This is a genomic window from Actinomadura latina NBRC 106108 (assembly GCF_001552195.1).
GTDB classification, from domain to species: Bacteria; Actinomycetota; Actinomycetes; order Streptosporangiales; family Streptosporangiaceae; genus Spirillospora; species Spirillospora latina.
On sequence record NZ_BCQS01000009.1, the window covers coordinates 17,783 to 43,012 of the forward strand.

A 25,230-nucleotide genomic window follows, 5' to 3' on the forward strand; every position below is an offset into this window, starting at 1 on the left:
CTCGTCGCCTGAATTACCCCGGGTAGCGGCGACTGCAAGTACTTACTTACACTGCTGGTCATGACTGAGGGAATCTTCAAGGACGGCGATCTCATCCGCCTGATCGCGCAGGAGGGCGCGCTCATCGCGGCGGGCGGGGCGGCCTCGCTGCTGCAGACGGCGCATCCCAAGGTGGCGCAGGGCGTGTACGACCACAGCTACACGGCGGACGATCCGGCGCGGCGGCTGCGGAACACGATGGGATGGCTCTACGTCGTGCAGTTCGGGACGCGGGAGGAGGCCGAGACCCTCAGCGCGCTCGTCACCAAGGGGCACGAGTCCATCACCGGGCCCGGCTACGAGGCCAACGACCCCGAGTTGCAGGTGTGGGTCGCGTCCACGCTGTTCGCGGTGGCGACGCAGTTCTACCAGCTGCTCTTCCGCCGGACGTTCAGCGAGGCCGAGCTTGAGGAGTTCTACCGGCAGACCAAGGTCTACGCGACGATCCTGGGCTGCCCCGAGGAGCGGATGCCGGCGACCTACCGGGACTTCCGCGAGTACTACGCGGGCATGCTCAGCAGCTTGAAGATCAGCGACGCGTCGCGGGCGGTCGCGGAGCAGGTGCTGCACCCGAAGCTGCCGGGCGGGCCGCTGAACGCGCCGGGGCTGATGATGATCCGGCTGCTCACGGCGGGGCTGATGCCGGAGCCGATCCGCGTGCAGTACGGGTGGAAGTGGAGCAGGGCGCGGGAGGCGCGGTTCCGGCTGCTCGTGGCGGTGCTGGCCACGGTGTACCCGCGGCTGCCGGTGCGGGTCCGGACGCTGCCGCGGGACGCCTACCTGCTCGCCACCCGCAAGATGCTGTCGAAGCTGAAGCGCAAGCAGCCGGCGATCAGGGTGCGGAGCTGAACGGCCGCGTGACCCACAGGCAGGGCACGCGGCCGTTCTCCCTTGCCGGTCCTCCCGTGCCCGGCCCGGCCGGGAGGACCTTCTGACCGGTCCGCCGCCCGTCCGCCCGCTCCCCCCAGAGCCTGGCCGGACGGCGATCCGGGTCAAGAGTGCGTCCCGGGGCTGCAGGCCGCCTGGATTGAAGCTGAAAGTGTGCTGAAAGCCGCTTTGGTATGAAAAAACCGCAGCTGGGGGGACGTGTGGCGTCTCGTCCCCAGCCGCGGTGTCCGGGCGACCCGGAGTGAACCGGCCCGGAGTGAAGCTGGCCAGGGCGCGGACTCCCGTACTCCGTCGAGTCCGGGGCGCGCCCTGTGCGGCCACCTAACAGCACCCACCTGAACGCTGCCTGAATGTGGCCCGCGTCTCTCTCGGCGCATCTCTTCTAGTCGTCGTCGAGGGGCAGGACGACCCGGAACGCGGCGCCCTCGCCGGGGGTGGAGTCGGCCTCCACGACGCCGTCGTGGGCGGCGACGAGCGCGGCGACGATGGCGAGGCCGAGACCGGCGCCGCCGTAGTCGCGGGAGCGGGCCTCGTCCGCGCGGTAGAACCGCTCGAAGACCCGTTCGGCCTGCTCGGGCGGGAGGCCGGGCCCTTCGTCCGCGACCGTGATGACGGCCGCCGGGACTCCGCGCAGCGTGCCCGGCGTGAGCCGGACCTCGGCCGGCGTGCCCTCCGGGGTGTGCGCGATCGCGTTGGTCAGCAGGTTCCCGATCACCTGGCGGAGCCGCGGCTCGTCCCCCCGCACCTGGTAGGCCAGCCCGCCTTCGACTGACAGGTCTATCCTGCGGTCGAGTGCGAGAACTCTGGCCTCCTGGACAGAGTCGGCGGCGACGGCGAGCAGATCCACCGGTCGCCGCTCGATCGGCCGCTGCCGGTCCAGCCGGGCGAGCAGCAGCAGGTCCTCGACGAGCAGCCCCATCCGGGACGCGGTCTCCTCGATCCGGCCGATCAGCCGGTCCAGCTCCGCGGGGCTGCGCGCCGCGCCCTGCCGGTAGAACTCGGCGAACCCGCGGATCGCGGTCAGCGGGGTGCGCAGCTCGTGGCTGGCGTCCGCGACGAACCGGCGCATCCGCTCCTCCGACCGCAGCGCCGTCTCCTCCGAGCGCCGCGCCGCCGCCTCCGACTCGGCGCGCGCGACGAACGCCGCCTCGATCTGCCCCAGCATCGTGTTCAGCGACCCGCCGAGCCGCCCCATCTCGGTCCGCGGATCCGCCTGCGGGACGCGGCGGGACAGGTCCCCGGCCGCGATCGCGCCCGCGGTCTCCTCCACGGCGGCGAGCGGGCGCAGGCTCGCCCGCACGACCCACACGCCCAGCACCACCAGGACGGCGAGCACCAGCAGGCCCACGATCGCGTCGATCACGACGAGCCGCTGGACGGTGCGGTCCACCTCGTCCAGGCTGAACGCGAGGACGATCACGCCGCCCGGGAGGTGCTCGGCCAGGATCCGCCACTGCGAGCCGCCGGTCCCGCGCACGGTGAACGGGCGGTCGATGTGCCGGTCCAGATCGGCGGGGAGCCGCGGGTGGCCGGTTTCGCTCCACGCCGGGTTCTGCCCGACGGCCCGCCCGTCGTCGGTGATGACCTGCCCGTACATCTCGCTCGGGATCCGGACCTCGATGTTCTTGTCGCCGCGCCGCAGCTGCGGGACGACCTGCTCGACCGCCCGCCCGACCGAGCCGCGCAGCTGGTCGTCGGCCCGCCCCACCAGGTACTGGCGCAGCACCGACGCGCCCGCCGCGCTCATCACCGTCATCCCCAGCGTCACGAGGACGAGCATCCCGGCGATCAGCTTGACGCGCAGCGGCGTCCGCCCCCACAGCCGTGCGAGGCCGCGGCGCGGCGTCCGGGCCGGCGCGCCGGCCGGGACGCCCTCCCGTTCCGGCGCTCCCGGGCCGTCCGTCGCGGACGCGGGGACGCGAGCGGTCATCAGCCCGGTCTCGACGGCTCGCGCAGGACGTACCCCACACCGCGCAGCGTGTGGATGAGGCGCGGCTCGGCGTTGTCCACCTTGCGGCGCAGCGCGGACACGTACGACTCGACGATGCCCGCGTCGCCGCGGAAGTCGTAGTTCCACACGTGGTCGAGGATCTGCGCCTTGGACACGACGCGGCCCGCGTTGGCCATGAAGTAGCGCAGCAGCTTGAACTCGGTCGGCGACAGCTGGATGGACGTGCCGCCGCGCCACACCTCGTGGCTGTCCTCGTCCAGTTCGACGTCCGCGAACACCATGCGGGGCGGGGGGTCGGACAGGCCGCCGCGGAACCGGCGCAGCACGGCGCGGATGCGGGCGATGACCTCCTCCAGGCTGAACGGCTTGGTGACGTAGTCGTCGCCGCCGATCGTCAGCCCCTTGATCCGGTCCTGCACGGCGTCGCGCGCCGTCAGGAACAGGACGGGGGTGTGGTCGCCGCCGGAGCGCAGCCGCCGCGCGACGTCGAACCCGTCGATGTCGGGCAGCATCACGTCCAGGACGATCAGGTCGGGACGGTGCCGGCGCGCCGACTGCACCGCGTCCGCGCCGTTGGTCGCGGTGACCACGTCGAAGCCGGTGAAGCGCAGGCTGCCGGCGAGCAGCTCCAGGATGTTGGGCTCGTCCTCGACGACGAGCAGGGTCGCCTCCGCCGTCGCCGACTTGCCTCCGCCGTTCGCGGTCCGTTCAGTCACGTGCCCAGTCCCCCTCCACATCATCGCAGAGGATTCCAGCCGAACCTGGACGTCCGCTGAACGTCCGCAGAGGAACGGTCGAGTGCGGGCCCGGTCACTCCTGGAGTGCGCGGATGGCCCTCATTGCCTCGCGGCGCGCGTCCCCGGACAGGACGTCGATGTAGACGCCGCCCTCCAGGTGACCGCACTCGTGCTGCAGGCAGCGGGCGAAGTACCCGGTGCCCTCGACGCGGACGGGCCTCCCCTTCACGTCCACGCCCTCGACGACGGCGTGCGCGTGGCGAGGCGTGTCGAACCGCAGGCCCGGGAGGGACAGGCAGCCCTCCGACTCGACGAGCTGCTCGCCGTCGGCCGCGACCAGCGCCGGGTTGACCACGTGGCCGATGTGCCGGCGCCCCTTGTCGTCCTCGCAGTCGTACACGAACAGCCGCAGGCCGACCCCGATCTGGTTCGCGGCCAGCCCGGCGCCGTCCTCCTCGTACATGGTGACGAACATGTCGTCGACGAGGCGCTCAAGGGAGGCGTCGAACGCCCGGACCGGGTCGCATCCGGTCCGCAGCACCGGATCCCCGAGCAGCCTGACCGGGCGGACGTTCCCGCCCCGCGCGTGTCTCCGCTTCCTCACCCGGAAGATCCTATAGAGCGTCCGGCGGTGCGCCCCGCCCGCGAGGGGCCGGGCGCACCGCCGGACGTGCCGAGGGCCGGGCCCCCGCTACAGCTCGATCGGGCCGCGGGGCTGCTGCGGCGGGACCGGGTGCTGGGACGGGCCGGCGTCCTCGGCCGGGCGGACGGGCTTGGGCTGCGGCGGTGCGGGCGGCGCCGGCGGCACCGGGGTGTCGGCGGACGTGGGCTCGGGCTTCTTCATCGCCGGTGCGGCCGGCGGCGCGGCGGCAGGGGCCGGCTTGGGCGCGGGCGCCGCCTGGGCGGGCTTGGGGGCCGTGGCCTGCATCGGCTTGACGGCGGGCGCTGCGGCCTGCGGCGCGGGCTGCGCCGGCGGGGCCTGCTTGCGCGGGGCGCTCTGCCGGACGGCGTCCTCGACCATCTTCTCCAGCGGGCCCGCCTCGTTCTCGGCGCTGAGCAGCCGGTGCAGCGTGTCACTGATCTCGGTGAGGCGCTGCAGCGCCTGCGTGTGGTTCTTGGTGAGCGCGGTGAGCCGCTGCGTCGCGCCCTCGTTGATCACGCTGGCGCGGCGCTCGGACGCGGTGAGGGTGCGCTCGGCCTCCAGCCGCGCGCTCGTCACCGTCTGCTCCGCCTCCTGCTTGGCCGACGAGAGGACGCTGTCCGACTCCTTCTTGGCGGAGGCGAGCACCTGGTCGGCCTTCTCCTGCGCCTGGGAGAGGTTCTTGTCGGCGTGCGCGCGGGCGTCGTCGATGATCCGCTTGGACTCCTGCGCGGCGTCCTCGCGGATCTCGGCGCCCTTGGCCTCGGCCTCGGCGACCTTGTCCTGGGCCTCGTCCTCGGCGAGGTTGATGATCTGCCGGAGCCGGTCGCTCAGGTCGTCGCCGGTGGGCTTGCGCGCCTCCCTGAGCTCGGCCATCTCGCGGCGGAGGCGTTCGCCGTCGTCCTGGGCGCGGGCGAGCCGCGCCTCCAGTTCGCGGTGCTTCTGGTGGGCGCGGGCGATGTAGTCGTCGACCTGGCGGCGGTTGTAGCCGCGCATCACGATCTCGAAGGACTCGTCTTGGAGGAGGTTCGGCAGGATCTCGGCTTCGTTGCTCATGGTGCCTTGGGGGGTCGTTGGCGGGGGTCATCACCCCGTCAGGGTCGGTTGCGATAACAGCCACCCGCCTGGGCGGGCCCACATGGAAACGTCAGGACGACTCTCGTCCGGTCCACCCCATTCGCGCAACCGGAACGCGCTTCTTGCTGCCGTTTCTTCATATGGATGAGCTCGACAAACTATCTAATCCCGGCAAAGTCCGCTTCCCGGACGGGGCCGTGCCGGGGGCCGGAACCGGCCCCGCCGGGCGGGGGCGCCCTGCGGGACGGCGCCGGACGCGTCCTAGCATCGGCGCCATGAGCAACCCCGTGAGCTACGTCGGAGCGCTGGGCGAGGACCGGCCGGAGATCGACCCGGAGGCGTGGGTCGCGCCCGGCGCGGTCGTCGTCGGGCGGGTGACGCTGGGCCGCGCGTCCAGCGTCTGGTACGGCTCGGTGCTGCGCGGCGAGGACGAGGAGATCGTCGTCGGCGCCGAGTGCAACATCCAGGACCTCAGCTGCCTGCACTGCGACCCGGGCATGCCCGCGATCCTGGAGGACCGCGTCAGCCTCGGCCACAAGGCGATGGTGCACGGCGCGCACGTCGAGACCGGCGCGCTCATCGGCATCGGCGCGATCGTGCTGAACGGCGCCCGCATCGGGGCCGGGACGCTGATCGCCGCCGGCGCGCTGGTGCCGCCCGGCAAGAAGATCCCGTCCGGGGTGCTCGTCGCCGGCACGCCGGGCAAGATCGTCCGGGAGCTGAACGACGGCGACCGGCTCGTCCTGGAGCACACGCCGACGATCTACATGGAGAAGGCGAAGCGGCACCGGGCCGCCGCGTGGGAGTAGCGTCAAGGCCGGTTTAGCCCCCCGCTGACCTGGGGTGACGCGGCTTCTGTGCCGGTCAGGGACAGCCCGGCCGATTTCTGCTGACTACGATGACCATCGTGGTGTGGGGACCAGGCTATGGCAGTGCTCCGCCGGCCGGCCCGCAGCGGGGACAGGGGCCGTTCGCGGATCCGTTCGCGGAGGCGGAGCGCGACACGCGGGCGATGGTGGCCGCCGCGTGGTGGCCGACCGCGCCCCCGCAGCAGCGCCACCACGCCATCGGCGGCCGCATGCTCGTGCTGCCCGACGGGACGTGGTGGCTGTTCGGCGCGTGGGCCCGCTGGTACCGGCTGCACCCGTCCGACGGCCAGTGGTACCTGTGCCCGCCGCCCCGCACGCCCGCCGTCCGGATGGCGGCGCGGCCCGCGCAGCAGGGCGCCGGGCAGGTGCCGAACCTGCCGCCGCACGTCGTCCCGGCCGGGCCCGACTTCGCCTACGACCCGCCGTCTGGGCTGCCGTTCGTCGGACACGGGTTCGCGACGGAGCTGACGTCGCGCGTCCGGTCGACCCTGGAGTCCGCGGCGGCGCTGCCGGCGCCCGACTACCCGCACCCGTGGCCGGACTTCACGAACGGGACGCCGTCCACCGTCGCCGCCGCGTGGGGCGTGATGCTGTGGTGCTCGGCCGCGCCCGCGTTCGACGCGCGGCTCGACGCGCAGATGCTCGATCTCTGGAAGCCGTACCGCGCCAAGCCCCTGCCGGACGTGGACGGCCCGCGCTGGCTCACCCCGCCCACCCTCGAATCGCTCGTCGCGCTCTACGCCGAGCGCCTGCGCGCGAGCCGCGTGGACGCGGCGGTCGTCATCCTGCGGACGATGTGGGCCATCGCCAGCGTGCTCCGCGAGGACGTCCGGTTCCAGGTTCGGGCGGACGCGCTGCTCGCCATCCTCGGAACCACGCTCGCCAACCCGACGGTCGACTACGGGGCGCTGCCGTACGGGGACCAGGCGATCGTCCAGCAGTGGCTTACGCGGTGCCCGCCGAACCTGGTTCCCTCGCTGCGGAACGAGAGCTCGCCAGGGGACAACTTCAGGCATGCCTTCTACACGCTCAGCGAGCTGATTGCGGAGCTGTCGGGCGACCCGGCGGAACCTGCCTACCTGGAGCCCCGGCTGGTGGCCGCCGCGCTGGTCGCCGCCGATCTGAACGTCGTCCGCAAGGACATGGTGGGCACCATCGTCCCTTGGCTGGATCCTGAGATCCGCTACACGGTGCAGGCGGTGGCGGAGCAGAAGGGGCATCCGCTGCGCCGCCTGTGGCCGGAGGACATGCGACTTCCCGAGCCGCTGCGGTCGGCGGCCGGGTCCGGTCCGGGCGCCGAGTCGCTGCTGGCCGCGATGTACGAGGTGGACCTGGCCTGGTGCCGGCTCGGCGGGATGCCCGCGCGCCCGCGCGGCTTCCCCGTCCCGACCGCGATCATCGCCGGGATCATCGGCCGCAACCGGGCCCGCGCCACCGCCGCGTCCCAGCTGCCGACGCCGCCGCCGAACCCCGCGCCCGCGCAGCCGGCGCCGTTCGGGCTGCAGAGCCAGCCCGGCCTCGCCCCGGGCACGCCGCCGCACCCGCAGGGGACGCCGTCGGAGCCCGACCGCCCGTTCGTCCAGCCGCCCGCGCAGCCGGGGTGGGAGAACGCGCCCGGCCCGGCCGCCGTCCCGGCGGGCAACCAGCTGCCGGGGCCCGGTCAGCAGGCCGCGTTCGCCTCGCCGGACCCGATCATCAGCGGGTCTTCGGGCGAGGAGGACGAGGCGGGCGCCGCGCCGCCGTACACCGAGCTCGGTTTCCAGCGTGGCGCGCCCGCCGCCCGGCCCGCGCCCATGCAGAGCCCGGCGCCGCCTCCGCCCGAGCCGGAGCCGCAGGCCGGCGGCTTCTCCCCGCCGGAGGAGGAGAAGCGGGACGAGAACTTCGTGCCGCCGTACACGCAGCTCGGCTACCAGCCGGCCGGCGCCGCCCCGCCCCAGCAGCCCGCCTCCCCGCAGCAGGCCGCCCCACCTCAGCAGGTCGCCCCGCCTCAGCAGGTCGCCCCGCCTCAGCAGGTCGCCCCGCCTCAGCAGGTCGCCTCCCCGCAGCAGGCCGCTCCGCAGCAGGCCGCGCCGCCGAAGCCCGTGGCGCCGCCGCAGAGCCCTGCCGCGGGGGAGCCGCAGCCGACCGCGTTCGACGCGTACGCGACCCGCGTCGAAGGGGGCCGGGGATCGCCGCGGCCCGGCCCGCCCGCGCCTCCGAACTCGCCGCCCGGCACGCGCGTCCTCGGCCCGGGGGACCTCGAGGACGAGCCGGCCGCGCCGCCGCCGCCCGTCGCGGGAGGCGGCCCGGGAACGAAGGTCATGTCCAAGACGATGGTCGGCGACTTCGACTTCCTGGACGACACGCCGTCCCCGGAGCGTCCCGTCGCCGAGATCCCGCCGCCCAGCGACCGCAGCACCCGCCGCGTCCTGGAGCGGTTCGGGTTCGGGTTCCTCTACGGGGAGCACGACGCGTCCGTCCTGCTCGGCGACGTCCGCGCGCAGGCCGAGGAGTGGAACGCACCGGCCGGCGACGAGATCGAGCAGACGCGGGTGGACGGCGCGCCCAGCGCGATCAAGTCGGGCCTGCCGGGCGTGCTGCTGGTCGGCGACCCGCACTCGGGGCAGCGCCGGCTGTCCCGGATGATCGCGCTGACGCTGGCGAACGCCGGGCTCGGCGACGGGTCGATCCGCGCGCACGACGCCGAGGACGTCCGGAACGCGCCGCCGGAGCGGATCGGGCTGCTCCTCGCCCAGCCGGGGCCGGTGATCCTGTTCGAGCGGCTGGACGTCGCGATCAACGACGCGGCCGATCCCGGCGCCGTCGTCGGGGCGGTGCGCCGCGCCCGCCGCGACCCGGTGAACACGACGCCGATGATCGCGACGTGCGAGCCGCGCGCGTACCGGCGCCTCCTGCAGCAGCATCCGAAGCTCGTGCAGGCGTTCCGCGTCCACCGGCTGCCCGACTTCAGCGACCTCGACAACCGGATGACGCTGCTGCACCTGCTCGCGGACGAGCGGCGCGTCACGATCGGCGCGTCCGCGCTGGAGACCGTCCGAGCCGACCTGGAGCGTCTCCGCGGCCCCGGCGACCTGGTCAACGCGCGCCTGGTCGAGGCGTACCTCGACCAGGCGGCCCAGCGGAACATGGAGCGCGCCGGGGCGTCCCACGACCGGCTCGTCCTCACCCCGGACGACCTGGCGGGCGTCGCCGAGGGCATCGAGCCGGCGCTGCGCCCGCCCGGCGACATCGGCGGCTACCTGCGGCAGCTCGACCAGCTCACCGGGCTGGAGGACGTCAAGACGGCCGTCCGGGAACTGGCCGACGAGGCGGCGCTGGCCGCCGACCGGGCTCGGTACGGGGTGTCCGGCGAGGACGCCCGGCATCTGGTCTTCACCGGTCCGCCCGGCACCGGCAAGACGACCGTGGCGGGGCTCCTGGGCGGCATCTACGCGGCGCTGGGGCTGCTGCGGTCCGGGCACGTGGTGGCGTGCCGCCCCGTCCACCTGGCGGGACGCGACCAGACCGACACCCGCAACCGCGTCGGCGGCATGGTCGACCAGGCGCTCGGCGGGGTGCTGCTCATCCAGGAGGCGTATCGGCTCGACCGGACGCCCGCCGTGGTCGACGAGCTGCTGCGCCGCATGAGCCAGGGCCGGTTCATCGTCGTCTGTTCGAGCCCGGCGGCGGAGATGGAGGGCTTCCTCGCGGGCAACCCCGCGTTCCGCGCCGAGTTCGGCCGGATCCTGGAGTTCACCGGGATGGGCGACCGCGACATGGTGCACCTCTTCCAGAGCTATGCCGAGCGCGATCTCTACATGCTGGACGAGGAGCTGCGCGTCGAGCTGCTGTCCCGGCTGGCGACGATGCGCGAGGACCCCCGGTTCGCCTACGCCCGGACCGTCCGGGCGCTGTTCGAGCAGACGGTCGCGCGGCAGGCTGCCCGGCTGGCGGGCGCCGACGTCAACGCCGCGACCGTGGCCCGGCTGACCGCCCGCGACCTGCCCGAAACGCCCCTGGAGCAGCTGCTCGGCGACTTCCGGGCGGGGGGCTGACCGTCCTGCGCGTCCCGTCCGGGCGGGTCGGTGGCATCAGATGGGCATCACCCGGGAAGACCAGTGGGCAAGGTGGTCCGCGAATGGCCCTCTTGGGTCATGCGCCCGTCGGGGCCCGAAGCGTAGCCTCGACTTGGGTGTGGGGGAACGAACGGAGGTGGACGCGGTGCGCCAGAATCTCGATCTGCGCGTCCACGACCGTGTTGCGCTGGACGAGATCGAACTCTATGCCGAGATGCTCAGTGCGGTGGCGGCGGCGGAGCGGCCGCTGACCGTCGCGGAGATCGACATGGTGCTCGGGGTACGGTCCGACGAAGCCGGTCGTCGCGAGCTGACGCCGCAGGACTAGTTCCGCAGGGCTCGCAGGTTCCGGGGACGCCGATTCGGGGCGTCCCCGGTTCGTCATTTCAGCCCCGCCCCGCCCCCGTCCGCCCCGGCCCCACTCGGCCCCGCCCGTCCGGGGTGTCACCTTGGGCGATGTAAGCAATGTCACTGCGGCGCGCCGGTGCGGCCGGAGGTGGCCGCCGCGCAGGCCCGAACTGGCGGGCGTTCCTCCAGATAGGGCCGCCCGCGGGGGGTATGTACCTGGTGATCTCGGGCAATCTTGTAGGTGAGAGGATGGGTGACACCAGTCGAAGCTGGGGCAAAGGTTCTTTTTACGGCGGGTAGCGCCTACGATCCTCTGCGGACTGTTCCGGCACATCAGGAGAACGACGTGCGCTTGCGTCTCACGCCGCGTGAGGACAGCTTCTACGACATGTTCGCCGACTCGGCGAACAACCTGGTCACCGGCGCCAGGTTGCTCGTGGAACTCATCAGCGACGGCGCCGACCGGGCGGCGATCGCGGAGAAGATGCGCGCCTGCGAACACGCAGGCGACGAATGCACCCACGCGATCATGCGCCGGTTGAACGAAACGTTCATCACGCCCTTCGATCGCGAGGACATCTACCGGCTGGCGTCGACCATAGACGACGTCATGGACGAGATGGAGGAGGCGGCGGACCTCGTCGTCCTCTACAAGATCGACGAGTTCCCCAAGGGCATCGTCCACATGGTGGAGGTGCTGGAGCGCGCCGCTGAGCTGACCGCCGAGGCCATGCCCAGGCTGCGCTCGATGAAGGAGCTCAACGAGTACTGGATCGAGATCAACCGGCTCGAGAACCAGGGCGACCAGATCTACCGCAAGCTGCTGGCGCACCTGTTCAGCGGCGAGTACGACACGCTGACCGTGCTGAAGCTGAAGCAGGTCATCGACCGGCTGGAGGACGCGGCGGACGCCTTCGAGCACGTCGCGAACACGGTCGAGACCATCTCGGTCAAGGAATCATGAGCGCTGCCAAGGATCCCGGCGTGACCATCACCCGGGAACCGTCCGCGGAGGACGATGCCGCCTCCCTTGGAGAGCAGGCCACGCGCCGGGTCTCCGGACGGGCCTGGCTGCTGCTGCTGGCCGGGATCCTGCTGGTCATGGTGGGCGGCGCGCTCGGGCTCCGGTCCGACGCGCAGATGGCCGTCCTCATCCTCGTGGTGGTCGTGGCCCTGGTCTTCGACTACACCAACGGCTTCCACGACGCGGCCAACGCGATCGCCACCGCCGTGTCGACCCGCGCGCTGACACCGCGCGTCGCGCTGGGCATGGCCGCGGCCATGAACATGATCGGCGCGCTGCTCGGGGTGGGGGTCGCCAAGACCGTCAGCGAGGTCATCAGCCCGCCGTCCGGCCTGCACGGGCTCACCGTGGTCGCCGCCGGCGTGCTCGGCGCGATCACCTGGAACCTGATCACCTGGTACTTCGGGCTGCCGTCGTCGTCCTCGCACGCCCTCATCGGCGGCGTGGTCGGCGCCGGGCTGGCGTCGCTGTCGGCGGTGAACTGGTCGACCGTGGTCGACAAGGTCGCGATCCCGATGGTGGTGTCGCCGGTCGTCGGCTTCTGCCTCGCCTACATGGCGATGGTGGCGATCCTGTGGATCTTCCGGCACGCCAACCCGTCCCGGGTCGGCCGCCGGTTCCGCATCGCGCAGACGATGTCCGCCGCGTCCCTCGCGCTCGGGCACGGCCTGCAGGACGCCCAGAAGACGATGGGCATCATCGTCCTCGCGCTCGTCACCACCGGGCACGCGGACGGCAGCACGGTGCCGTGGTGGGTCATCGTCTCGTGCGCGGGCGCGCTGTCCGCGGGGACGTACGCGGGCGGCTGGCGGATCATGCGGACGCTCGGCCGGAAGGTCATCGAGGTCGACCCGCCGAAGGGCTTCGCCGCCGAGGCGACCGCCTCCCTCGTCCTCTACACCACCGCGTTCATCTGGCACGCTCCAATCTCCACCACCCACACGATCACCTCGGCGATCATGGGCTCGGGCGCCACCAAGCGCCTGTCCGCGGTCCGCTGGGGCGTGGCGGGCAACATCCTCGTGGCCTGGGTCCTCACCATGCCCGCCGCCGGGGCCGTGGCCGCGGTGGTCTACTACGTCGTCCACTTCTTCGGCGCGTGACCGAACGGCACGGCCCGCCGTCCCGTCCGGGGCGGCGGGCCGTTCTGGTTCCTACTGGCCGGAGATGCGGTCGAGGGGTGGCGGGGCGATGGTGCCCTGGGCGTTGAAGTAGGCGACGAAGGTGTCCAGGTCGATGGCGCCGAGGACCTGGCCCGTGCCCTCGGTGAAGACGGTGAAGCCGTCCCCGCCGCCGAGGAGGAAGTTGTTCGCCGCGACCTTGTAGGCGGTGGCCGGGTCGACCGAGGCGCCGTTGATCGTGATCGCGGAGACGCGGTCGCCGGCGGGCTTGGAGCGGTCGATGGTGAAGTTCAGGTTCGCCGAGGGCTGCAGGATCTTCTCGCCCGCGGACGTCCACTGCTGTTCGAGGAGGGCGTCGAGCTGCGCGCCGGTCAGGGACGTCACGCCCATGACGTTGCTGAACGGCTGGACGGCGAACGCCTCGCCGTAGGTGACGACGCCGTCGCCCTCGGAACCGCTCGCCGCGTAGGTGAGGTCGGTGCGGACGCCGCCGGGGTTCATCAGCGCGATCTGCGCGCCGAGGTCCTGCGTGCCGGCGAGCTGGGCGTCGGCGATGACGTCGCCGAGCGCGGTCTCGCCCGCGGGAGACGGGGTGCGGGTCAGGTCGGCGGTGATCTTGCCGATGGGCTTGTCGGCGATGCCGGAGACGCGGTCCTTCCAGGTCTGGACGAACTTCTCCGTCGCAGGGTCCGGCGGGACGTCACGGGTCACGACGTGGTTGTCGGCCTTGACGGTCGAGCGGATGATGTCGCCCGTGCGCCGGTTCACCTTGAGGTCGACCTGGGTGATCACGCGGCCGAACGACGAGCCGGACGAGAACAGGCGGGGGTTGCCGTCCGGGTCCTTCACCGAGCAGATGTACTGCTGGTGCGTGTGGCCCGACAGGACCATGTCGATCTCGGGGTCGGCCTCCTGCGCGATGCGGGAGCCGGCGCCGGGGACGATGCCGCACTGGTCGGGACGGGTGCCGGGCACGACCTGGTCGCCCTCGTGGACCAGCAGCACCATCGCGCGGACGTGCCGGCGCTTCAGCTCGCGGGCGGCCCGGTTCGCGGCGGCGACCTCGTCGTCGAACTTCAGGCCCTTGATGCCCTCGGCGGTGACGATGCTCGGGGTGGTCTTGGTGACGACGCCGATGAACCCGACGCGGACGCCGTTGATGCGCCGGATCGTCCACGGCTTCAGGATCGGACGATCCCGGTGGCCGCGCTGCTTCAGCACGTTCGCGGCGAGGTAGTCGAACTTCGCGCCGCGCCAGCGTCCCTCGGGTGAGCAGCCGTCGACCGGGTGGCAGCCGCCGTTCTGGATGCGCAGCAGCTCCTGGTAGCCCTCGTCGAACTCGTGGTTGCCGACCGCCGACGCCGTCACGCCGATGTCGCCCATGAACTGGACGGACGGCTCGTCGTGGTAGGCGGCCGAGAGCAGCGGCGAGGCGCCGATCAGGTCGCCCTGCGCGACGGTGAGGGTGTCGCGGTTCCGCAACTGCTTGAGGTGGGTCGCGATGTAGGCGGCGCCGCCCGCGAGGACGGTGTCGCCGTTCTCGTCGATGGCCCTGCCCGAGCTCCCGGTCGGCGGTTCCAGGTTGCCGTGGAAGTCGTTCAGCGCGAGCAGGCGCACGGACGCGGTCGGTGCGGGGCGCGCGGCGGCGGGTTGCGCCGACAGGCCCACGACCGTCAGCCCCGCCGCGGCGCAGGCCAGGATGGTGCGTCGTCGAGTCATTCTGTGGACGCTAGGTTCGCCCGGCATACGGATCCCGGCGGTGCGGTGACGTTTTTGTGACGAATTGATCAGGATCCCAGGTGATCTTCGCTTCCGGCCGTCCGCATAGGGTGGCGAACGTGAGTGAGCTGCGGGCGCGCGGGACGCTGGGGGAGACCGAGGTCGCGGAGGCGCTGGCGCTGGCCGAGGCGGCCGCGCGGGCCGACGGGGTGGGGCCGCTGTCCGAGCACGCCCTGCTGGCCCTGCGCGGCGGGCGGTCCGGGCCGGCGATCTCCGCCGCCGGGACGATCGTGGCCTACGCGCACGTCGACCCGGCGAGCGGGGACGAGCCCGCGGCCGGGGAGCTGGTCGTGCATCCGGAGCATCGGCGCAGGGGGCACGGGCGCACGCTGCTGCGGGCGCTGCGGGACGAGGCCGCCCCGCTGCGGGTGTGGGCGCACGGCGATCTTCCGGCCGCCGCCGCGCTGGCGGCCGCGGAGGGGATGGCGCGGGTCCGCGCGCTGTTCCAGCTGCGGCGCCCGGCGTCCGAGCCGCTGCCGGAGACGAGTGCCGCCGGCGGGGTGACGGTGCGGACCTTCGAGCCCGGACGGGACGAGCAGGCGTGGCTGGACGTCAACGCCCGCGCGTTCGCCGGCCACCCCGAGCAGGGCGCTTGGACGATGGACGACGTCCGCGAGCGCGAGGCCGAGGACTGGTTCGACCCGGCGGGCTTCTTCCTCGCCGAGCGTGACGGGCGGCTCGCCGGCTTCCACTGGACGAAGGTCCACCCGGGGAAGATCGGTGAGGTGTACGTCGTGGGCGTCGACCCCGATGCGCAGGGTCTCGGGCTGGGACGCACCCTCACGCTGAAGGGCCTGCATCACCTGCGTGACACCGGCATGGAGCAGATCATGCTCTACGTGGACGAGTCCAACGTCGCGGCCGTCCGCCTGTACGAGTCGCTGGGCTTCACCCGCTACGCCGTCGACGTCATGTACGCCTGAGGCGCCGGCGCTCAAACCCGGTGGGGCAAATCCCGACCGGGTTTTTCCATGCGTGAGCTGCGCTGTTAACCCGGCGTCCACGGCAAATCGGGGCATTCTTCGTGACCGTGCACGTCTCCGTTCATCTGCCGTTCACCTGGAGCGGGGCGGCTGGTCACCTCGCCTACTTAGCGTCGGACTCGACGGCGAAACCGCCGCCCGGCCGAGGCCGGGACGGGGATCCGCCCCACGAAACTAAGAGGAGACCCTCCGGTGAAGAACGGTTCCCGACTTGCCGCCCTGGGCGGCGTGGTCGTCGCGGGCGTGCTGGCCCTGTCCGCCTGCGGGAGCGACAACAACACGACGGCCACCACGGGCAACGCCCCGTCCGGTGACATCGACTGCGCGAAGGGCAGCGTCAACGCGGCCGGGTCCAGCGCGCAGAAGAACGCGATCGAGGAGTGGACGAAGGTCTACGCGAGCAAGTGCGCGGGCGCCAACCTGAACTACAACCCGAGCGGCTCCGGCGCCGGCATCCAGGCGTTCACCGGCGGGCAGGTGTCGTTCGCCGGCTCGGACTCGGCGCTCAAGCCCGAGGAGGTTCCCGCCGCGCAGAAGCGCTGCCAGGGGGGCAACGCGCTGAACCTGCCGATGGTCGTCGGCCCGGTCGCGGTCGTCTACAACGTGCCGGGCGTGGACGGGCTGAAGCTGGCGCCGGAGAACATCGCCAAGATCTTCTCAGGCAAGATCACGAAGTGGAACGATCCGGCGATCGCCAAGGAGAACGAGGGCGCCAAGCTCCCCGCCTCCGCGATCAAGCCGGTCTACCGCTCGGACGAGTCCGGCACGACCGACAACTTCACGAACTACCTGCACACGGTCGCTCCGGACATCTGGACGTGGGAGAAGGCCAAGAAGTGGCCGAACTCCACCGGCCAGGGCGCCGCCAAGTCCGACGGCGTCACCAGCCAGGTGAAGAGCACCGAGGGCGCGGTCTCCTACGTGGAGATGTCGTACGCGACCAACAACAAGCTCCAGACCGCGCAGGTGAAGAACGGCGCCGGCGAGTACACCCGGCTCTCGCCGGAGACCGCGTCCAAGGCCGTCGCGGGGGCGAAGGTCGTCGGCACCGGCAACGACGTCGCGCTGAAGATCGACTACGCGACCAAGGAGCCGGGCGCCTACCCGATCGTCCTGGTCACCTACGAGATCGCCTGCGAGAAGGGGCTGCCGGCCGAGCAGGCCGGGTTCGTCAAGTCCTTCCTCACCTACACCTCCAGCGCGGACGGCCAGAAGATCCTCACCGAGCAGGGTTACGCGCCGCTGCCGCAGAGCGTGCTCACGAAGGTCCAGGCATCCGTGAAGGCCCTGTCCTGACACCGGACGACGGCTCCCGCAGCCCCGCCGCCGATGACCTCGGCGGCGGGGCCGGCGCGGGTTCCGCCGTGATCGAAGGAGGTTCCCCCATGACCACCGAGACCGGTGTCGCGGCGCGCGCCGCCGCCCGGCGGGGCGCCCTCGGGCCGATGGGCACCGGACGGGCCGGCGACCGCGTCTTCGCCGGCGCGGCCCGGGGCTCCGGCATCACGGTGCTGGCGATCGTCGCCGCGATCGCCGCCTTCCTCGTCTGGAAGGCGATCCCCGCGCTCCAGGACAACCGGGCGAACTTCCTCACCACCGAGGAGTGGAACCCGAACGCGACGCCGCCGGAGTTCGGCATTGCGCAGCTGGCGTTCGGCACGGTGCTCTCGTCGCTGCTCGCGATGCTCATCGCCACGCCGATCGCGATCGGGATCGCGCTGTTCATCTCGTTCTACTCGCCGCGGCGGCTGGCGTCCGGGCTCGGCTACGTCGTGGACCTGCTCGCCGCCGTCCCCAGCATCGTCTACGGGCTGTGGGGCCTCGCGTTCCTGTCCCAGCACATGGAGGGGATCAGCGCGGCGCTCAACGCGGCGCTCGGCTGGATCCCGCTGTTCGGCGGCGACAGCCCCGGCAAGAACTCGATCTTCACCGCCTCGGTGGTGCTGGCGATCATGATCCTGCCGATCATCTCGTCCATCTCCCGGGAGGTGTTCCTGCAGGTCCCGCGCGCCAACGTGGAGGCGGCGCTGGCGATCGGCGCGACCCGCTGGGAGATGATCCGGCTGGCGGTGCTGCCGTACGGGCGGTCCGGCATGATCGGCGCCTCGATGCTCGGCCTCGGCCGCGCGATGGGCGAGACGATCGCCGTCGCGATGGTGCTGACGTTCGTGCCCGGCATCAACTGGCACATCCTGGAGAACGGCGGCGCGACGTTCGCCGCGAACATCGCCAACAGCTTCGCCGAGGCGTCCGTCACCGGGCGCGGCGCGCTCATCGCCTCCGGGCTCGTGCTGTTCGTGATCACCCTGGTCGTCAACATGGCCGCCCGCGCGGTCGTCGCACGCCGGAAGGAGTTCGCGTGACCACCCTCACGACGGGCGAGGGCGGGAGCCTGACCTCGGTGTCGCCCGCCCGCAAGATCAAGGACCGGCTCGTCCAGGGGCTGGTCTATCTGGCGTTCGCGCTCGCGCTCATCCCGCTCGTGTCGGTGCTGTGGACGGTCGCCGTCAACGGCGCCAAGCGGTTCGACCTGACGTTCTTCCAGTTCTCGATGAACGCGGTCAGCGGCAGCGACGCCGGCGGCGGCGCCTACCACGCCATCATCGGCACCCTGGAGCAGGTCGCGATCACCACCGCGATCGCCGTGCCGCTCTCCATCCTCACCGCGATCTACCTGGTCGAGTACGCCGGCAACGGGCGCCTCGGCAAGGTCGTCAGCTTCACCGTGGACGTGATGACGGGCATCCCGTCCATCGTCGCGGGCCTGTTCGTGCTGGCGCTGTGGCTGCTCACGTTCGGGTTCGACTTCTCCGGCTTCGCCGGGGCGCTGTCCCTGACGATCCTGATGATCCCGACCGTGGTCCGGTCCGCGGAGGAGATGCTGAAGCTCGTCCCGAACGACCTGCGGGAGGCGTCCTTCGCGCTCGGCGTGCCCCGCTGGCGGACGGTCTGCTTCGTCGTCCTGCCGACCGCGATGACCGGGATGGTGACCGGCGTGATGCTCGCCGTCGCCCGCGTCATGGGCGAGACCGCGCCGCTGCTGCTCACGATCTTCTTCACCAAGGCGATCAACAACGACCCGTTCAACGGACCGCAGGCGTCCCTGCCCACCTTCATCTGGGAGCAGGCCGCCGACCCCAGCCAGCACTCGATCGACCGCGCCTGGACCGGCGCGCTCGTGCTGATCGGCATCATCATGCTGCTCAACCTGGTCGCCCGCCTCGTCGCCCGGCGCACCGCGCCCACGAGCCGCTGACCGTCAGAAAGGAAAACCCATGGCCAAGCGGATCGACGTCTCCGGGCTGCACGCCTACTACGGCGGCGTCCACGCCATCGAGGACATCTCGATGACGATCGAGCCGCGCTCGGTGACGGCGTTCATCGGTCCGTCGGGGTGCGGCAAGTCCACGTTCCTGCGCACGCTGAACCGGATGCACGAGGTCATCCCGGGCGCGCGCGTCGAGGGCAAGGTCATGCTGGACGACGAGGACCTGTACGACTCGTCCGTCGACCCCGTCGCGGTGCGCCGCGTCGTCGGCATGGTGTTCCAGCGGCCCAACCCGTTCCCCACCATGTCGATCTACGACAACGTCGCCGCCGGCCTCAAGCTGAACGGCGTGCGCCGCAAGTCCCGCCTGGACGAGATCGTCGAGGAGTCGCTGCGCGGCGCCAACCTGTGGAACGAGGTCAAGGACCGCCTCGGCAGGCCCGGCGCCGGCCTCTCCGGCGGCCAGCAGCAGCGCCTGTGCATCGCGCGCGCCATCGCCGTCCAGCCCCAGGTCCTGCTGATGGACGAGCCGTGCTCCGCCCTCGACCCCATCTCCACCCTCGCGATCGAGGACCTGATCGACAAGCTGAAGACCCAGTACACGATCGTGATCGTCACCCACAACATGCAGCAGGCCGCCCGCGTCAGCGACCGCACCGCCTTCTTCAACATCGCCGGCACCGGCAAACCCGGCAAGCTCATCGAGATCGACGACACCAGCAAGATCTTCGCGAACCCCGAACAAAAGGCCACCGAGGACTACATCACCGGCCGCTTCGGTTAACGGCGTCCCCCGGCCGCCGGCCGGAGGGTCACGTGCGGGCGGCTGTCTTCTCCTCCGCGTCGCCGGGGCGGTGGTCGGGCACGAAGCGGTAGCCGACGTTGCGGACGGTCCCGATCAGCGACTCGTACTCGGCGCCCAGCTTGGCGCGGAGGCGGCGGACGTGGACGTCGACGGTGCGGGTGCCGCCGAAGTAGTCGTAGCCCCAGACCTCCTGGAGGAGCTGGGCGCGGGTGAAGACGCGGCCCGGGTGCTGGGCCAGGTACTTCAGCAGCTCGAACTCCTTGAACGTCAGGTCGAGGACGCGGCCGCGGAGGCGGGCGGTGTAGGTGGCCTCGTCGATGGTGAGGTCGCCGCTGCGAATCTCGCCGGGCACGTCGTCCTCGCCGGCGCCGGCGGCGGCGCGCCCGACGGCGAGGCGGAGGCGGGCCTCGACCTCGGCGGGGCCGGCGGCCTGCAGGAGCACGTCGTCCAGGCCCCATTCGGGGCTGAGCGCGGCGAGGCCGCCTTCGGTCACGATGGCGAGGAGGGGGCAGTCCAGGCCGGTGGTGCGGAGCAGGCGGCACAGGCTCTTGGCCTGGACGAGGTCGCGCCGGGCGTCCACCAGCACGATGTCGGCCGGTGGCGCGTCGATGAGCGCGGACGCCTCGGCGGGGGCGACGCGCACCGAATGCAGCAGAAGTCCGAGCGCGGGGAGGACCTCGTCGGAGGGCTCCAGCGCGTTGGTCAGCAAGAGCAGGCTGCTCAAGTGCCGTCTCCCGTCAAAAGACGTAGGACCCAGGCGGCTCATCCTCCAGCCCAGCGGCGATGGCCAGCGGCTCGAGGACGAGGTGACCGTGAAGGGCCTTACGGATGAACTCCATGGCCTCGTCGCCCGGATCCCTCACCCCAGAGCATAACCGAGTCGCCCGCGCCGACCATGGACCGGTCTGCGCCACACTGGAGCCATGGCCAAGGGGACGATGCGGTACTGGGCGGCGGCCAAGGCGGCGGCGGGGACGCACGAGGAGCCGTACGACGCGGTGACGCTGGCGGAGGCGCTGGAAGCGGCGGCCTCGGCGCGGGGCGCGGAGTTCGCGCGGGTCGTCGCGCGGAGTTCGTTCCTCGTCGACGGGGATCCGGTCGGGAGCCGCCCGCACGAGTCGATCGTGCTGCCGGACGGCGGAGCGGTCGAGGTACTGCCGCCGTTCGCCGGCGGATGACCGAAGGTCATTCTGTGGCGTGACCCGGTAGGGGAGGAATGCGCATTAAGGTGTGGCGATCGCATGCCGCAGCCCTGAAGGAGAGACATGCGGAAAGTACTGCTGGTGCTGTTGATCTTCGCGGCCGTGGTGCTGGTCGCCGCGGACCGGATCGGTGTCCGGGTCGCGCAGGACAAGATCGGCGAGCAGGTGGCCGCGCAGTACGACCTGCAGCAGCAGCCGGACGTCACCATCCACGGCATCCCGTTCCTCACGCAGGCGGCCGGCGGCGAGTACGAGCACATCGAGGTCGCCATCGGGGACTGGACGGAGCAGGGCGTCACCGTCACCGGCGTCAAGGTGGACATGCGGGGCGTGCAGGCGCCGCTGTCGGAGGTCAGCAAGGGCAGCGCCGCGAACGTCACCGCGCGCACGGCGACCGCGTCCGCGATCGTCCCCTATGACGTGATCAAGAAGGAGGCGCCGAAGGAGGTCAAGTCGATCAAGCCGAAGGGGGACGACCTCGCGGTGGAGATGACCGGCACCATCCTCGGCTTCAACGTCGCCGGTACCGCGGTCGTGGAGCTCAAGCCGACCGCGAAGGGCATCGCCGTCACCCCCGTGTCGGTGGGGTCGAACGGCGCCGCGCAGATCCCGCTCGCGCTGGTGAAACGGCAGCTGACCTGGATCGTCCCGGTCGCCGACCTGCCCGTCGGGTCGCGGATCAGCCAGATCCAGCCCACGCCGGACGGCCTGCGGGTCGCGGCGACGGCCCAGAACGTCCACCTGAACGACCTCCAGCAGGCCGGAAATACCCGCAACCCGGGATGAACCAGCTGACCGGGGCGTACGTGTACGTGGTGTGGGTCCGACCGCGGATGAGGGTTTGCTTCGCGCCCTGTACAGCGAGCATGGGGGTCCCCTCCACGGCTACGTCCTGCGGCTGACGGGCGGGGACCGAACCCAGGCCGAGGACGTCGTGCAGGAGACGCTGCTGCGCGCCTGGCGGCATCCGGAGGCGCTGGCGGGGCGCCCGGTGCGGCCGTGGCTGTTCACGGTCGTGCGGAACCTGGTCGTGGACGCGCACCGCGCGAAGCGCGCCCGGCCGCCGGAGACCGGCATCGACGAGCACGCCCTCATGACCGCCGACGGCTCCGACGACATCGACCGGGCGCTGGAGTCCTGGACGGTGGCGGAGGCGCTGGCCGGGCTGAGCCCGCCGCACCGGGCCGTGCTGATCGAGACCTACTACAAGGGCCGGTCGGTGGCGGAGGCTTCCACGACGCTCGGCGTACCGCCCGGCACGGTGAAGTCCCGCACCTTCTACGCGTTGCGGGCCCTCAAACTCGCATTGGAGGAGCGGGGGCTGGCGCCATGAACGACTGCACGGACGTGCGCACGTCCCTCGGCGTGTACGTGCTCGGCGCGCTGGATCCCGCCGAGCGGAGCCGGCTGGAGGGCCACCTGGAGTACTGCCCCGCCTGCCGGGACGAGCTCGCCGGGCTGGCGGGCCTGCCCGCGATGCTCGGGCGGGTCGAGCGGGAGCAGCTCGAACGGGTGACCGGGCCGCCGCCCGAGCTGCTCGACGGGCTGCTGACCAGGGCGGCCGAGCGACGGAGGGGATGGCTCGGCCGCCTGCGCGGCGGGCGGGGCGTCGGCGGGCGGGGCATCGGGGGGTGGGCCCCGCTCGCCGCCGCCGCGTGCCTGCTGCTCGTCCTCGGCAGCCTGTTCGGCGGGTTCGTCCTTCCAGTCGGATCGGACGGCGGCACCGTCGCGAACCCGCCGCCGGCCGCGACGTCGGGGCCGCCGGAGACCGAGCGGATCAGCGCCGCGAACCCGGAGGGCGACATCAAGGGCTACGTCGTCCTGCGCAAGAAGGAGTGGGGGACCGAGGTCGAGCTCCATCTGGCCGGCGTCCCGAAGGGATCGCACTGCCGGCTGCTGGTGATCGCGCGGGACGGCCGCCGGGACGCGCTGGGCAGCTGGTACGTCCCGTACGAGGAGGGCTACGGCGAGTACGTCGGGTCGACGATGTTCCCGCGCGGCCAGCTGTTCTCGTTCGAGATCGTCGGGCTGGACGGACGGCCGCTCCTCACCATTCCGACCTGACCGGAAGAAAACGCGGCCCGGCCCGGTTGTGCTTGTCGATGACCGGAGCACTGATCGCCGCGGCGGTCCTGATCGCGGCCACGGCGTTCGCCCTCGTGCGGCGGCGCCGTGACGGCGTGCTGCGCCCGCGGCGCGGGGAGGGCGGCGACGTGGCGGAGACCGTCCGGCCGGACGACATGGGCGCCGAACTGGGCGAGACGGCCACGCTGCTGCAGTTCTCCAGCGCGTTCTGCGCGCCGTGCCGCGCCACCCGCCGCGTCCTCGGCGAGGTGAGCGAGATGGTGGACGGCGTCGCGCACGTCGAACTCGACGCCGAGGCGCACCTGGACCTCGTCCGCCGGCTGAACGTCGTGCGGACCCCGACCGTCCTCATCCTGGACGGCGCCGGACGCGTCGTCCGCCGCGCCGCCGGTGCGCCCCGCAAACCCGACGTCATCGCTGCTCTCGGTGAGGTCATCCCGTGAGCCCCACCCTGACGACCTGCGATAAGACGAATGTCACTGTCTCGGAAGGCGAGACGGATGTGACAGCGCGTGGATTGCCGCTTAACATCGAGTCCGTGCGTTACTGGACAGAGCAGACGCTCACGAAGCGCCGCGCGGTGGACTTCTGCCGCGTCGCCGCCTCGCTCTGTCGCATGGCCTGAGGCATCGAGCCCGTCCGCCCCCGAGCACTTCCACTTCTAGCTCGTACGCACGCTTCCACTCCGCCAGGAGCACCCCGATGCAGGTTGATCCGCGTGGGCCGCGCTTCGCTGCGACCGTCACGACAGTCGTTCTCATCGTGGTGCTGGTGACCGGAAGCTGGGCATTGCTCGCCGCTCAGGCCGTCGTGTTCGCGCTCGCGACCTTCCTCGGCCTCCGGTACGCCCCGTACGGACTGGCGTTCAAAGTGCTGATCCGTCCCCGGCTCGCTCCTCCCAGGGAACTGGAGGACGCCGCCGCGCCCCGCTTCGCGCAGGGTGTCGGTCTCGCGTTCGCCCTGGTGGGAACGGTCGGTTATGCGACGGGGATCAGCTGGCTCGGCATCGGTGCCACCGCCCTCGCGCTGGCGGCGGCGTTCCTGAACGCGGCGTTCGGGTTCTGCCTCGGCTGCGAGATGTATCCGCTCTTCCGACGTATCACCGCGAAAGTTCGCTCCGAGAGGGAGGTTCCCGCATGAGCCGCTCAGACGTCCTGGTGGACACCGACTGGGTTGAGTCCAACCTGGACGCGCCCGGCCTGGTTCTCGTCGAGGTCGACGAGGACGTGTCCGCCTATGACAAGGGCCACATCCGTGGCGCCGTGAAGATCGACTGGAAGACCGAGCTGCAGGACCCGGTCCGCCGCGACTTCGTGGACAAGACCGGGTTCGAGCAGCTGCTGTCCGCCAAGGGCATCGCCAACGACGACCTCGTGATCCTGTACGGCGGCAACAACAACTGGTTCGCGTCCTACGCGTACTGGTACTTCAAGCTGTACGGCCACGACAAGGTGAAGCTGCTCGACGGCGGCCGCAAGAAGTGGGAGCTCGACTCCCGGGAGCTGGTGACGGACGTCCCGTCCCGTCCCGCGACCGACTACAAGGCCAAGGACCAGGACCTGACGATCCGCGCCTTCCGCGACGAGGTCGTCGAGGCGATCGGCAAGCAGAACCTGGTGGACGTCCGGTCGCCGGACGAGTTCAGCGGCAAGCTGCTCGCCCCGGCGCACCTGCCGCAGGAGCAGTCGCAGCGGGCCGGGCACATCCCGACCGCGGCCAACATCCCGTGGTCGAAGGCGGCCAACGACGACGGCACGTTCAAGTCCGACGAGGAGCTCCGCGAGCTGTACACCGCGGCCGGCGTCGACCTGGGCAAGGACACCATCGCCTACTGCCGCATCGGCGAGCGCTCCTCGCACACCTGGTTCGCGCTGCGCGAGCTGCTCGGCATCGAGAACGTGAAGAACTACGACGGTTCCTGGACCGAGTACGGCTCGCTGATCGGCGTGCCGATCGAGCTCGGCGCCGCCAAGTAACCCGGCCGAACTTCCCACAGTTGGAGGAGCAATGACCCAGGGCTGCGCAGCGCCCGAGCAGACCGCTCACCTGCCCGCGACCGTCGACCTGACCAACGAGGCCGTCATCCAGGGCACCGTCACCCGTGACGGCGCCCCGGTGTCCAGCGCCTACGCCCGCCTGCTCGACTCGTCCGGCGAGTTCACCGCCGAGGTGGTCACGGGCGACGAGGGCGTGTTCCGGTTCTTCGCCGCCGACGGCGACTGGACCGTCCGCGTCCTCGCGGCCGGCGGCGTGAGCGTCGACAACAGCGTCACCGCGAAGACCGGCACGGTCGCCGGCCTCGAAGTCGCGATCTGACGGATCCGTCCGCGTCGAAACCCCGCCGTCCCGCCCATCCGGG

At 71.8% G+C, this 25,230-nt stretch carries 26 protein-coding genes; 20 read left to right on the forward strand and 6 right to left on the reverse strand.

Features of this window, described 5'->3' with window-relative positions; all coding sequences use genetic code 11:
- Positions 1–60: 60 nt before the first annotated feature.
- Positions 61–888, forward strand: coding sequence for an oxygenase MpaB family protein (locus AL2_RS15055; RefSeq protein ID WP_067634284.1), 828 nt, complete (start codon positions 61–63; stop codon positions 886–888).
- A 421-nt stretch (positions 889–1,309) separates the two neighbouring features.
- Here AL2_RS15055 and AL2_RS15060 read toward each other — a convergent pair whose 3' ends face one another.
- From AL2_RS15060 to AL2_RS15075, 4 genes are all read right to left on the reverse strand, one after another.
- A complete protein-coding gene (locus AL2_RS15060) occupies positions 1,310–2,857 on the reverse strand; it encodes a sensor histidine kinase (RefSeq protein WP_083946531.1) in 1,548 nt (515 codons plus the stop codon).
- Positions 2,857–3,594 carry a response regulator transcription factor gene (locus tag AL2_RS15065; protein ID WP_245666666.1) on the reverse strand — a complete coding sequence of 246 codons (738 nt, stop codon included), beginning with the start codon at positions 3,592–3,594 and terminating at the stop codon, positions 2,857–2,859. The genes AL2_RS15060 and AL2_RS15065 overlap by 1 nt, the downstream gene beginning before the upstream one ends.
- A gap of 94 nt (positions 3,595–3,688) precedes the next feature.
- Positions 3,689–4,219 (reverse strand): peptide deformylase, encoded by a 531-nt coding sequence (gene def / locus AL2_RS15070; protein WP_067634285.1) that lies wholly within the window; start codon positions 4,217–4,219, stop codon positions 3,689–3,691.
- Positions 4,220–4,306: 87 nt separating this feature from the next.
- Complete coding sequence (locus AL2_RS15075; RefSeq protein ID WP_067634287.1) at positions 4,307–5,311, reverse strand: DivIVA domain-containing protein; 1,005 nt, start codon at positions 5,309–5,311, stop codon at positions 4,307–4,309.
- A gap of 296 nt (positions 5,312–5,607) precedes the next feature.
- Between AL2_RS15075 and AL2_RS15080 the strand changes: the two genes are divergently transcribed.
- The 5 genes from AL2_RS15080 (at position 5,608) to AL2_RS15100 (ending at position 12,731) form a co-directional block, all read left to right on the forward strand.
- Positions 5,608–6,141, forward strand: coding sequence for a gamma carbonic anhydrase family protein (locus tag AL2_RS15080; protein ID WP_067634289.1), 534 nt, complete (start codon positions 5,608–5,610; stop codon positions 6,139–6,141).
- An 89-nt stretch (positions 6,142–6,230) separates the two neighbouring features.
- Positions 6,231–10,235, forward strand: coding sequence for an EccA family type VII secretion system protein (locus tag AL2_RS15085; RefSeq protein ID WP_157438168.1), 4,005 nt, complete (start codon positions 6,231–6,233; stop codon positions 10,233–10,235).
- Between the two features lie 157 nt (positions 10,236–10,392).
- The gene (locus AL2_RS15090; protein ID WP_021597037.1) at positions 10,393–10,584 is read left to right on the forward strand and encodes a hypothetical protein; all 192 of its coding nucleotides are present in this window, start codon (positions 10,393–10,395) and stop codon (positions 10,582–10,584) included.
- 366 nt (positions 10,585–10,950) lie between these two features.
- Positions 10,951–11,568, forward strand: a complete 618-nt coding sequence (locus tag AL2_RS15095; RefSeq protein WP_067634292.1) for a DUF47 domain-containing protein — start codon at positions 10,951–10,953, stop codon at positions 11,566–11,568.
- A complete protein-coding gene (locus AL2_RS15100; RefSeq protein ID WP_083946532.1) occupies positions 11,565–12,731 on the forward strand; it encodes an inorganic phosphate transporter in 1,167 nt (388 codons plus the stop codon). Before AL2_RS15095 ends, AL2_RS15100 begins: the two co-directional genes overlap by 4 nt.
- 51 nt (positions 12,732–12,782) lie before the next feature.
- Here AL2_RS15100 and AL2_RS15105 read toward each other — a convergent pair whose 3' ends face one another.
- Positions 12,783–14,468 carry a bifunctional metallophosphatase/5'-nucleotidase gene (locus AL2_RS15105; RefSeq protein WP_067634294.1) on the reverse strand — a complete coding sequence of 562 codons (1,686 nt, stop codon included), beginning with the start codon at positions 14,466–14,468 and terminating at the stop codon, positions 12,783–12,785.
- A 119-nt stretch (positions 14,469–14,587) separates the two neighbouring features.
- Between AL2_RS15105 and mshD the strand changes: the two genes are divergently transcribed.
- The 5 genes from mshD (at position 14,588) to pstB (ending at position 19,563) form a co-directional block, all read left to right on the forward strand.
- Positions 14,588–15,451, forward strand: a complete 864-nt coding sequence (gene mshD / locus AL2_RS15110) for a mycothiol synthase (RefSeq protein WP_157438169.1) — start codon at positions 14,588–14,590, stop codon at positions 15,449–15,451.
- A gap of 252 nt (positions 15,452–15,703) precedes the next feature.
- Positions 15,704–16,807 (forward strand): phosphate ABC transporter substrate-binding protein PstS, encoded by a 1,104-nt coding sequence (pstS, locus tag AL2_RS15115; protein WP_067634300.1) that lies wholly within the window; start codon positions 15,704–15,706, stop codon positions 16,805–16,807.
- A gap of 89 nt (positions 16,808–16,896) precedes the next feature.
- On the forward strand, positions 16,897–17,874 hold the full coding sequence (gene pstC / locus AL2_RS15120) for a phosphate ABC transporter permease subunit PstC (RefSeq protein ID WP_067634302.1): 978 nt from the start codon (positions 16,897–16,899) through the stop codon (positions 17,872–17,874).
- Entirely contained in the window at positions 17,871–18,767 is an 897-nt protein-coding gene (pstA, locus tag AL2_RS15125) for a phosphate ABC transporter permease PstA (protein ID WP_067634304.1), read from the forward strand. Before pstC ends, pstA begins: the two co-directional genes overlap by 4 nt.
- Before the next feature lie 19 nt (positions 18,768–18,786).
- Positions 18,787–19,563, forward strand: coding sequence for a phosphate ABC transporter ATP-binding protein PstB (gene pstB / locus AL2_RS15130; protein WP_067634306.1), 777 nt, complete (start codon positions 18,787–18,789; stop codon positions 19,561–19,563).
- A gap of 28 nt (positions 19,564–19,591) precedes the next feature.
- Here pstB and AL2_RS15135 read toward each other — a convergent pair whose 3' ends face one another.
- On the reverse strand, positions 19,592–20,308 hold the full coding sequence (locus AL2_RS15135) for a winged helix-turn-helix transcriptional regulator (protein WP_067634308.1): 717 nt from the start codon (positions 20,306–20,308) through the stop codon (positions 19,592–19,594).
- A gap of 199 nt (positions 20,309–20,507) precedes the next feature.
- On the opposite strand from AL2_RS15135, the gene AL2_RS15140 reads away from it, so the two are divergent.
- The 9 genes from AL2_RS15140 to AL2_RS15180 all read left to right on the forward strand — a co-directional run bounded on the left by AL2_RS15140 (position 20,508) and on the right by AL2_RS15180 (position 25,187).
- A complete protein-coding gene (locus AL2_RS15140) occupies positions 20,508–20,762 on the forward strand; it encodes a MoaD/ThiS family protein (protein ID WP_067634310.1) in 255 nt (84 codons plus the stop codon).
- A gap of 87 nt (positions 20,763–20,849) precedes the next feature.
- The gene (locus tag AL2_RS15145; protein WP_067634311.1) at positions 20,850–21,572 is read left to right on the forward strand and encodes an LmeA family phospholipid-binding protein; all 723 of its coding nucleotides are present in this window, start codon (positions 20,850–20,852) and stop codon (positions 21,570–21,572) included.
- Positions 21,573–21,603: 31 nt separating this feature from the next.
- On the forward strand, positions 21,604–22,119 hold the full coding sequence (locus AL2_RS15150) for a sigma-70 family RNA polymerase sigma factor (protein ID WP_067634313.1): 516 nt from the start codon (positions 21,604–21,606) through the stop codon (positions 22,117–22,119).
- Positions 22,116–22,850, forward strand: coding sequence for an anti-sigma factor family protein (locus AL2_RS15155; protein ID WP_067634314.1), 735 nt, complete (start codon positions 22,116–22,118; stop codon positions 22,848–22,850). Before AL2_RS15150 ends, AL2_RS15155 begins: the two co-directional genes overlap by 4 nt.
- Positions 22,851–22,888: 38 nt before the next feature.
- Positions 22,889–23,314 (forward strand): thioredoxin family protein, encoded by a 426-nt coding sequence (locus tag AL2_RS15160; RefSeq protein WP_067634316.1) that lies wholly within the window; start codon positions 22,889–22,891, stop codon positions 23,312–23,314.
- Positions 23,311–23,496, forward strand: coding sequence for a putative leader peptide (locus tag AL2_RS15165; RefSeq protein WP_067634318.1), 186 nt, complete (start codon positions 23,311–23,313; stop codon positions 23,494–23,496). Before AL2_RS15160 ends, AL2_RS15165 begins: the two co-directional genes overlap by 4 nt.
- Before the next feature lie 77 nt (positions 23,497–23,573).
- Positions 23,574–24,011: a DUF4395 domain-containing protein gene (locus AL2_RS15170; RefSeq protein ID WP_067634320.1), complete on the forward strand. Its 438-nt coding sequence runs from the start codon at positions 23,574–23,576 to the stop codon at positions 24,009–24,011.
- On the forward strand, positions 24,008–24,847 hold the full coding sequence (locus AL2_RS15175; RefSeq protein WP_067634322.1) for a sulfurtransferase: 840 nt from the start codon (positions 24,008–24,010) through the stop codon (positions 24,845–24,847). The genes AL2_RS15170 and AL2_RS15175 overlap by 4 nt, the downstream gene beginning before the upstream one ends.
- 31 nt (positions 24,848–24,878) lie before the next feature.
- Positions 24,879–25,187, forward strand: a complete 309-nt coding sequence (locus tag AL2_RS15180; RefSeq protein WP_067634324.1) for a DUF1416 domain-containing protein — start codon at positions 24,879–24,881, stop codon at positions 25,185–25,187.
- The last annotated feature ends 43 nt before the right edge of the window (positions 25,188–25,230 follow it).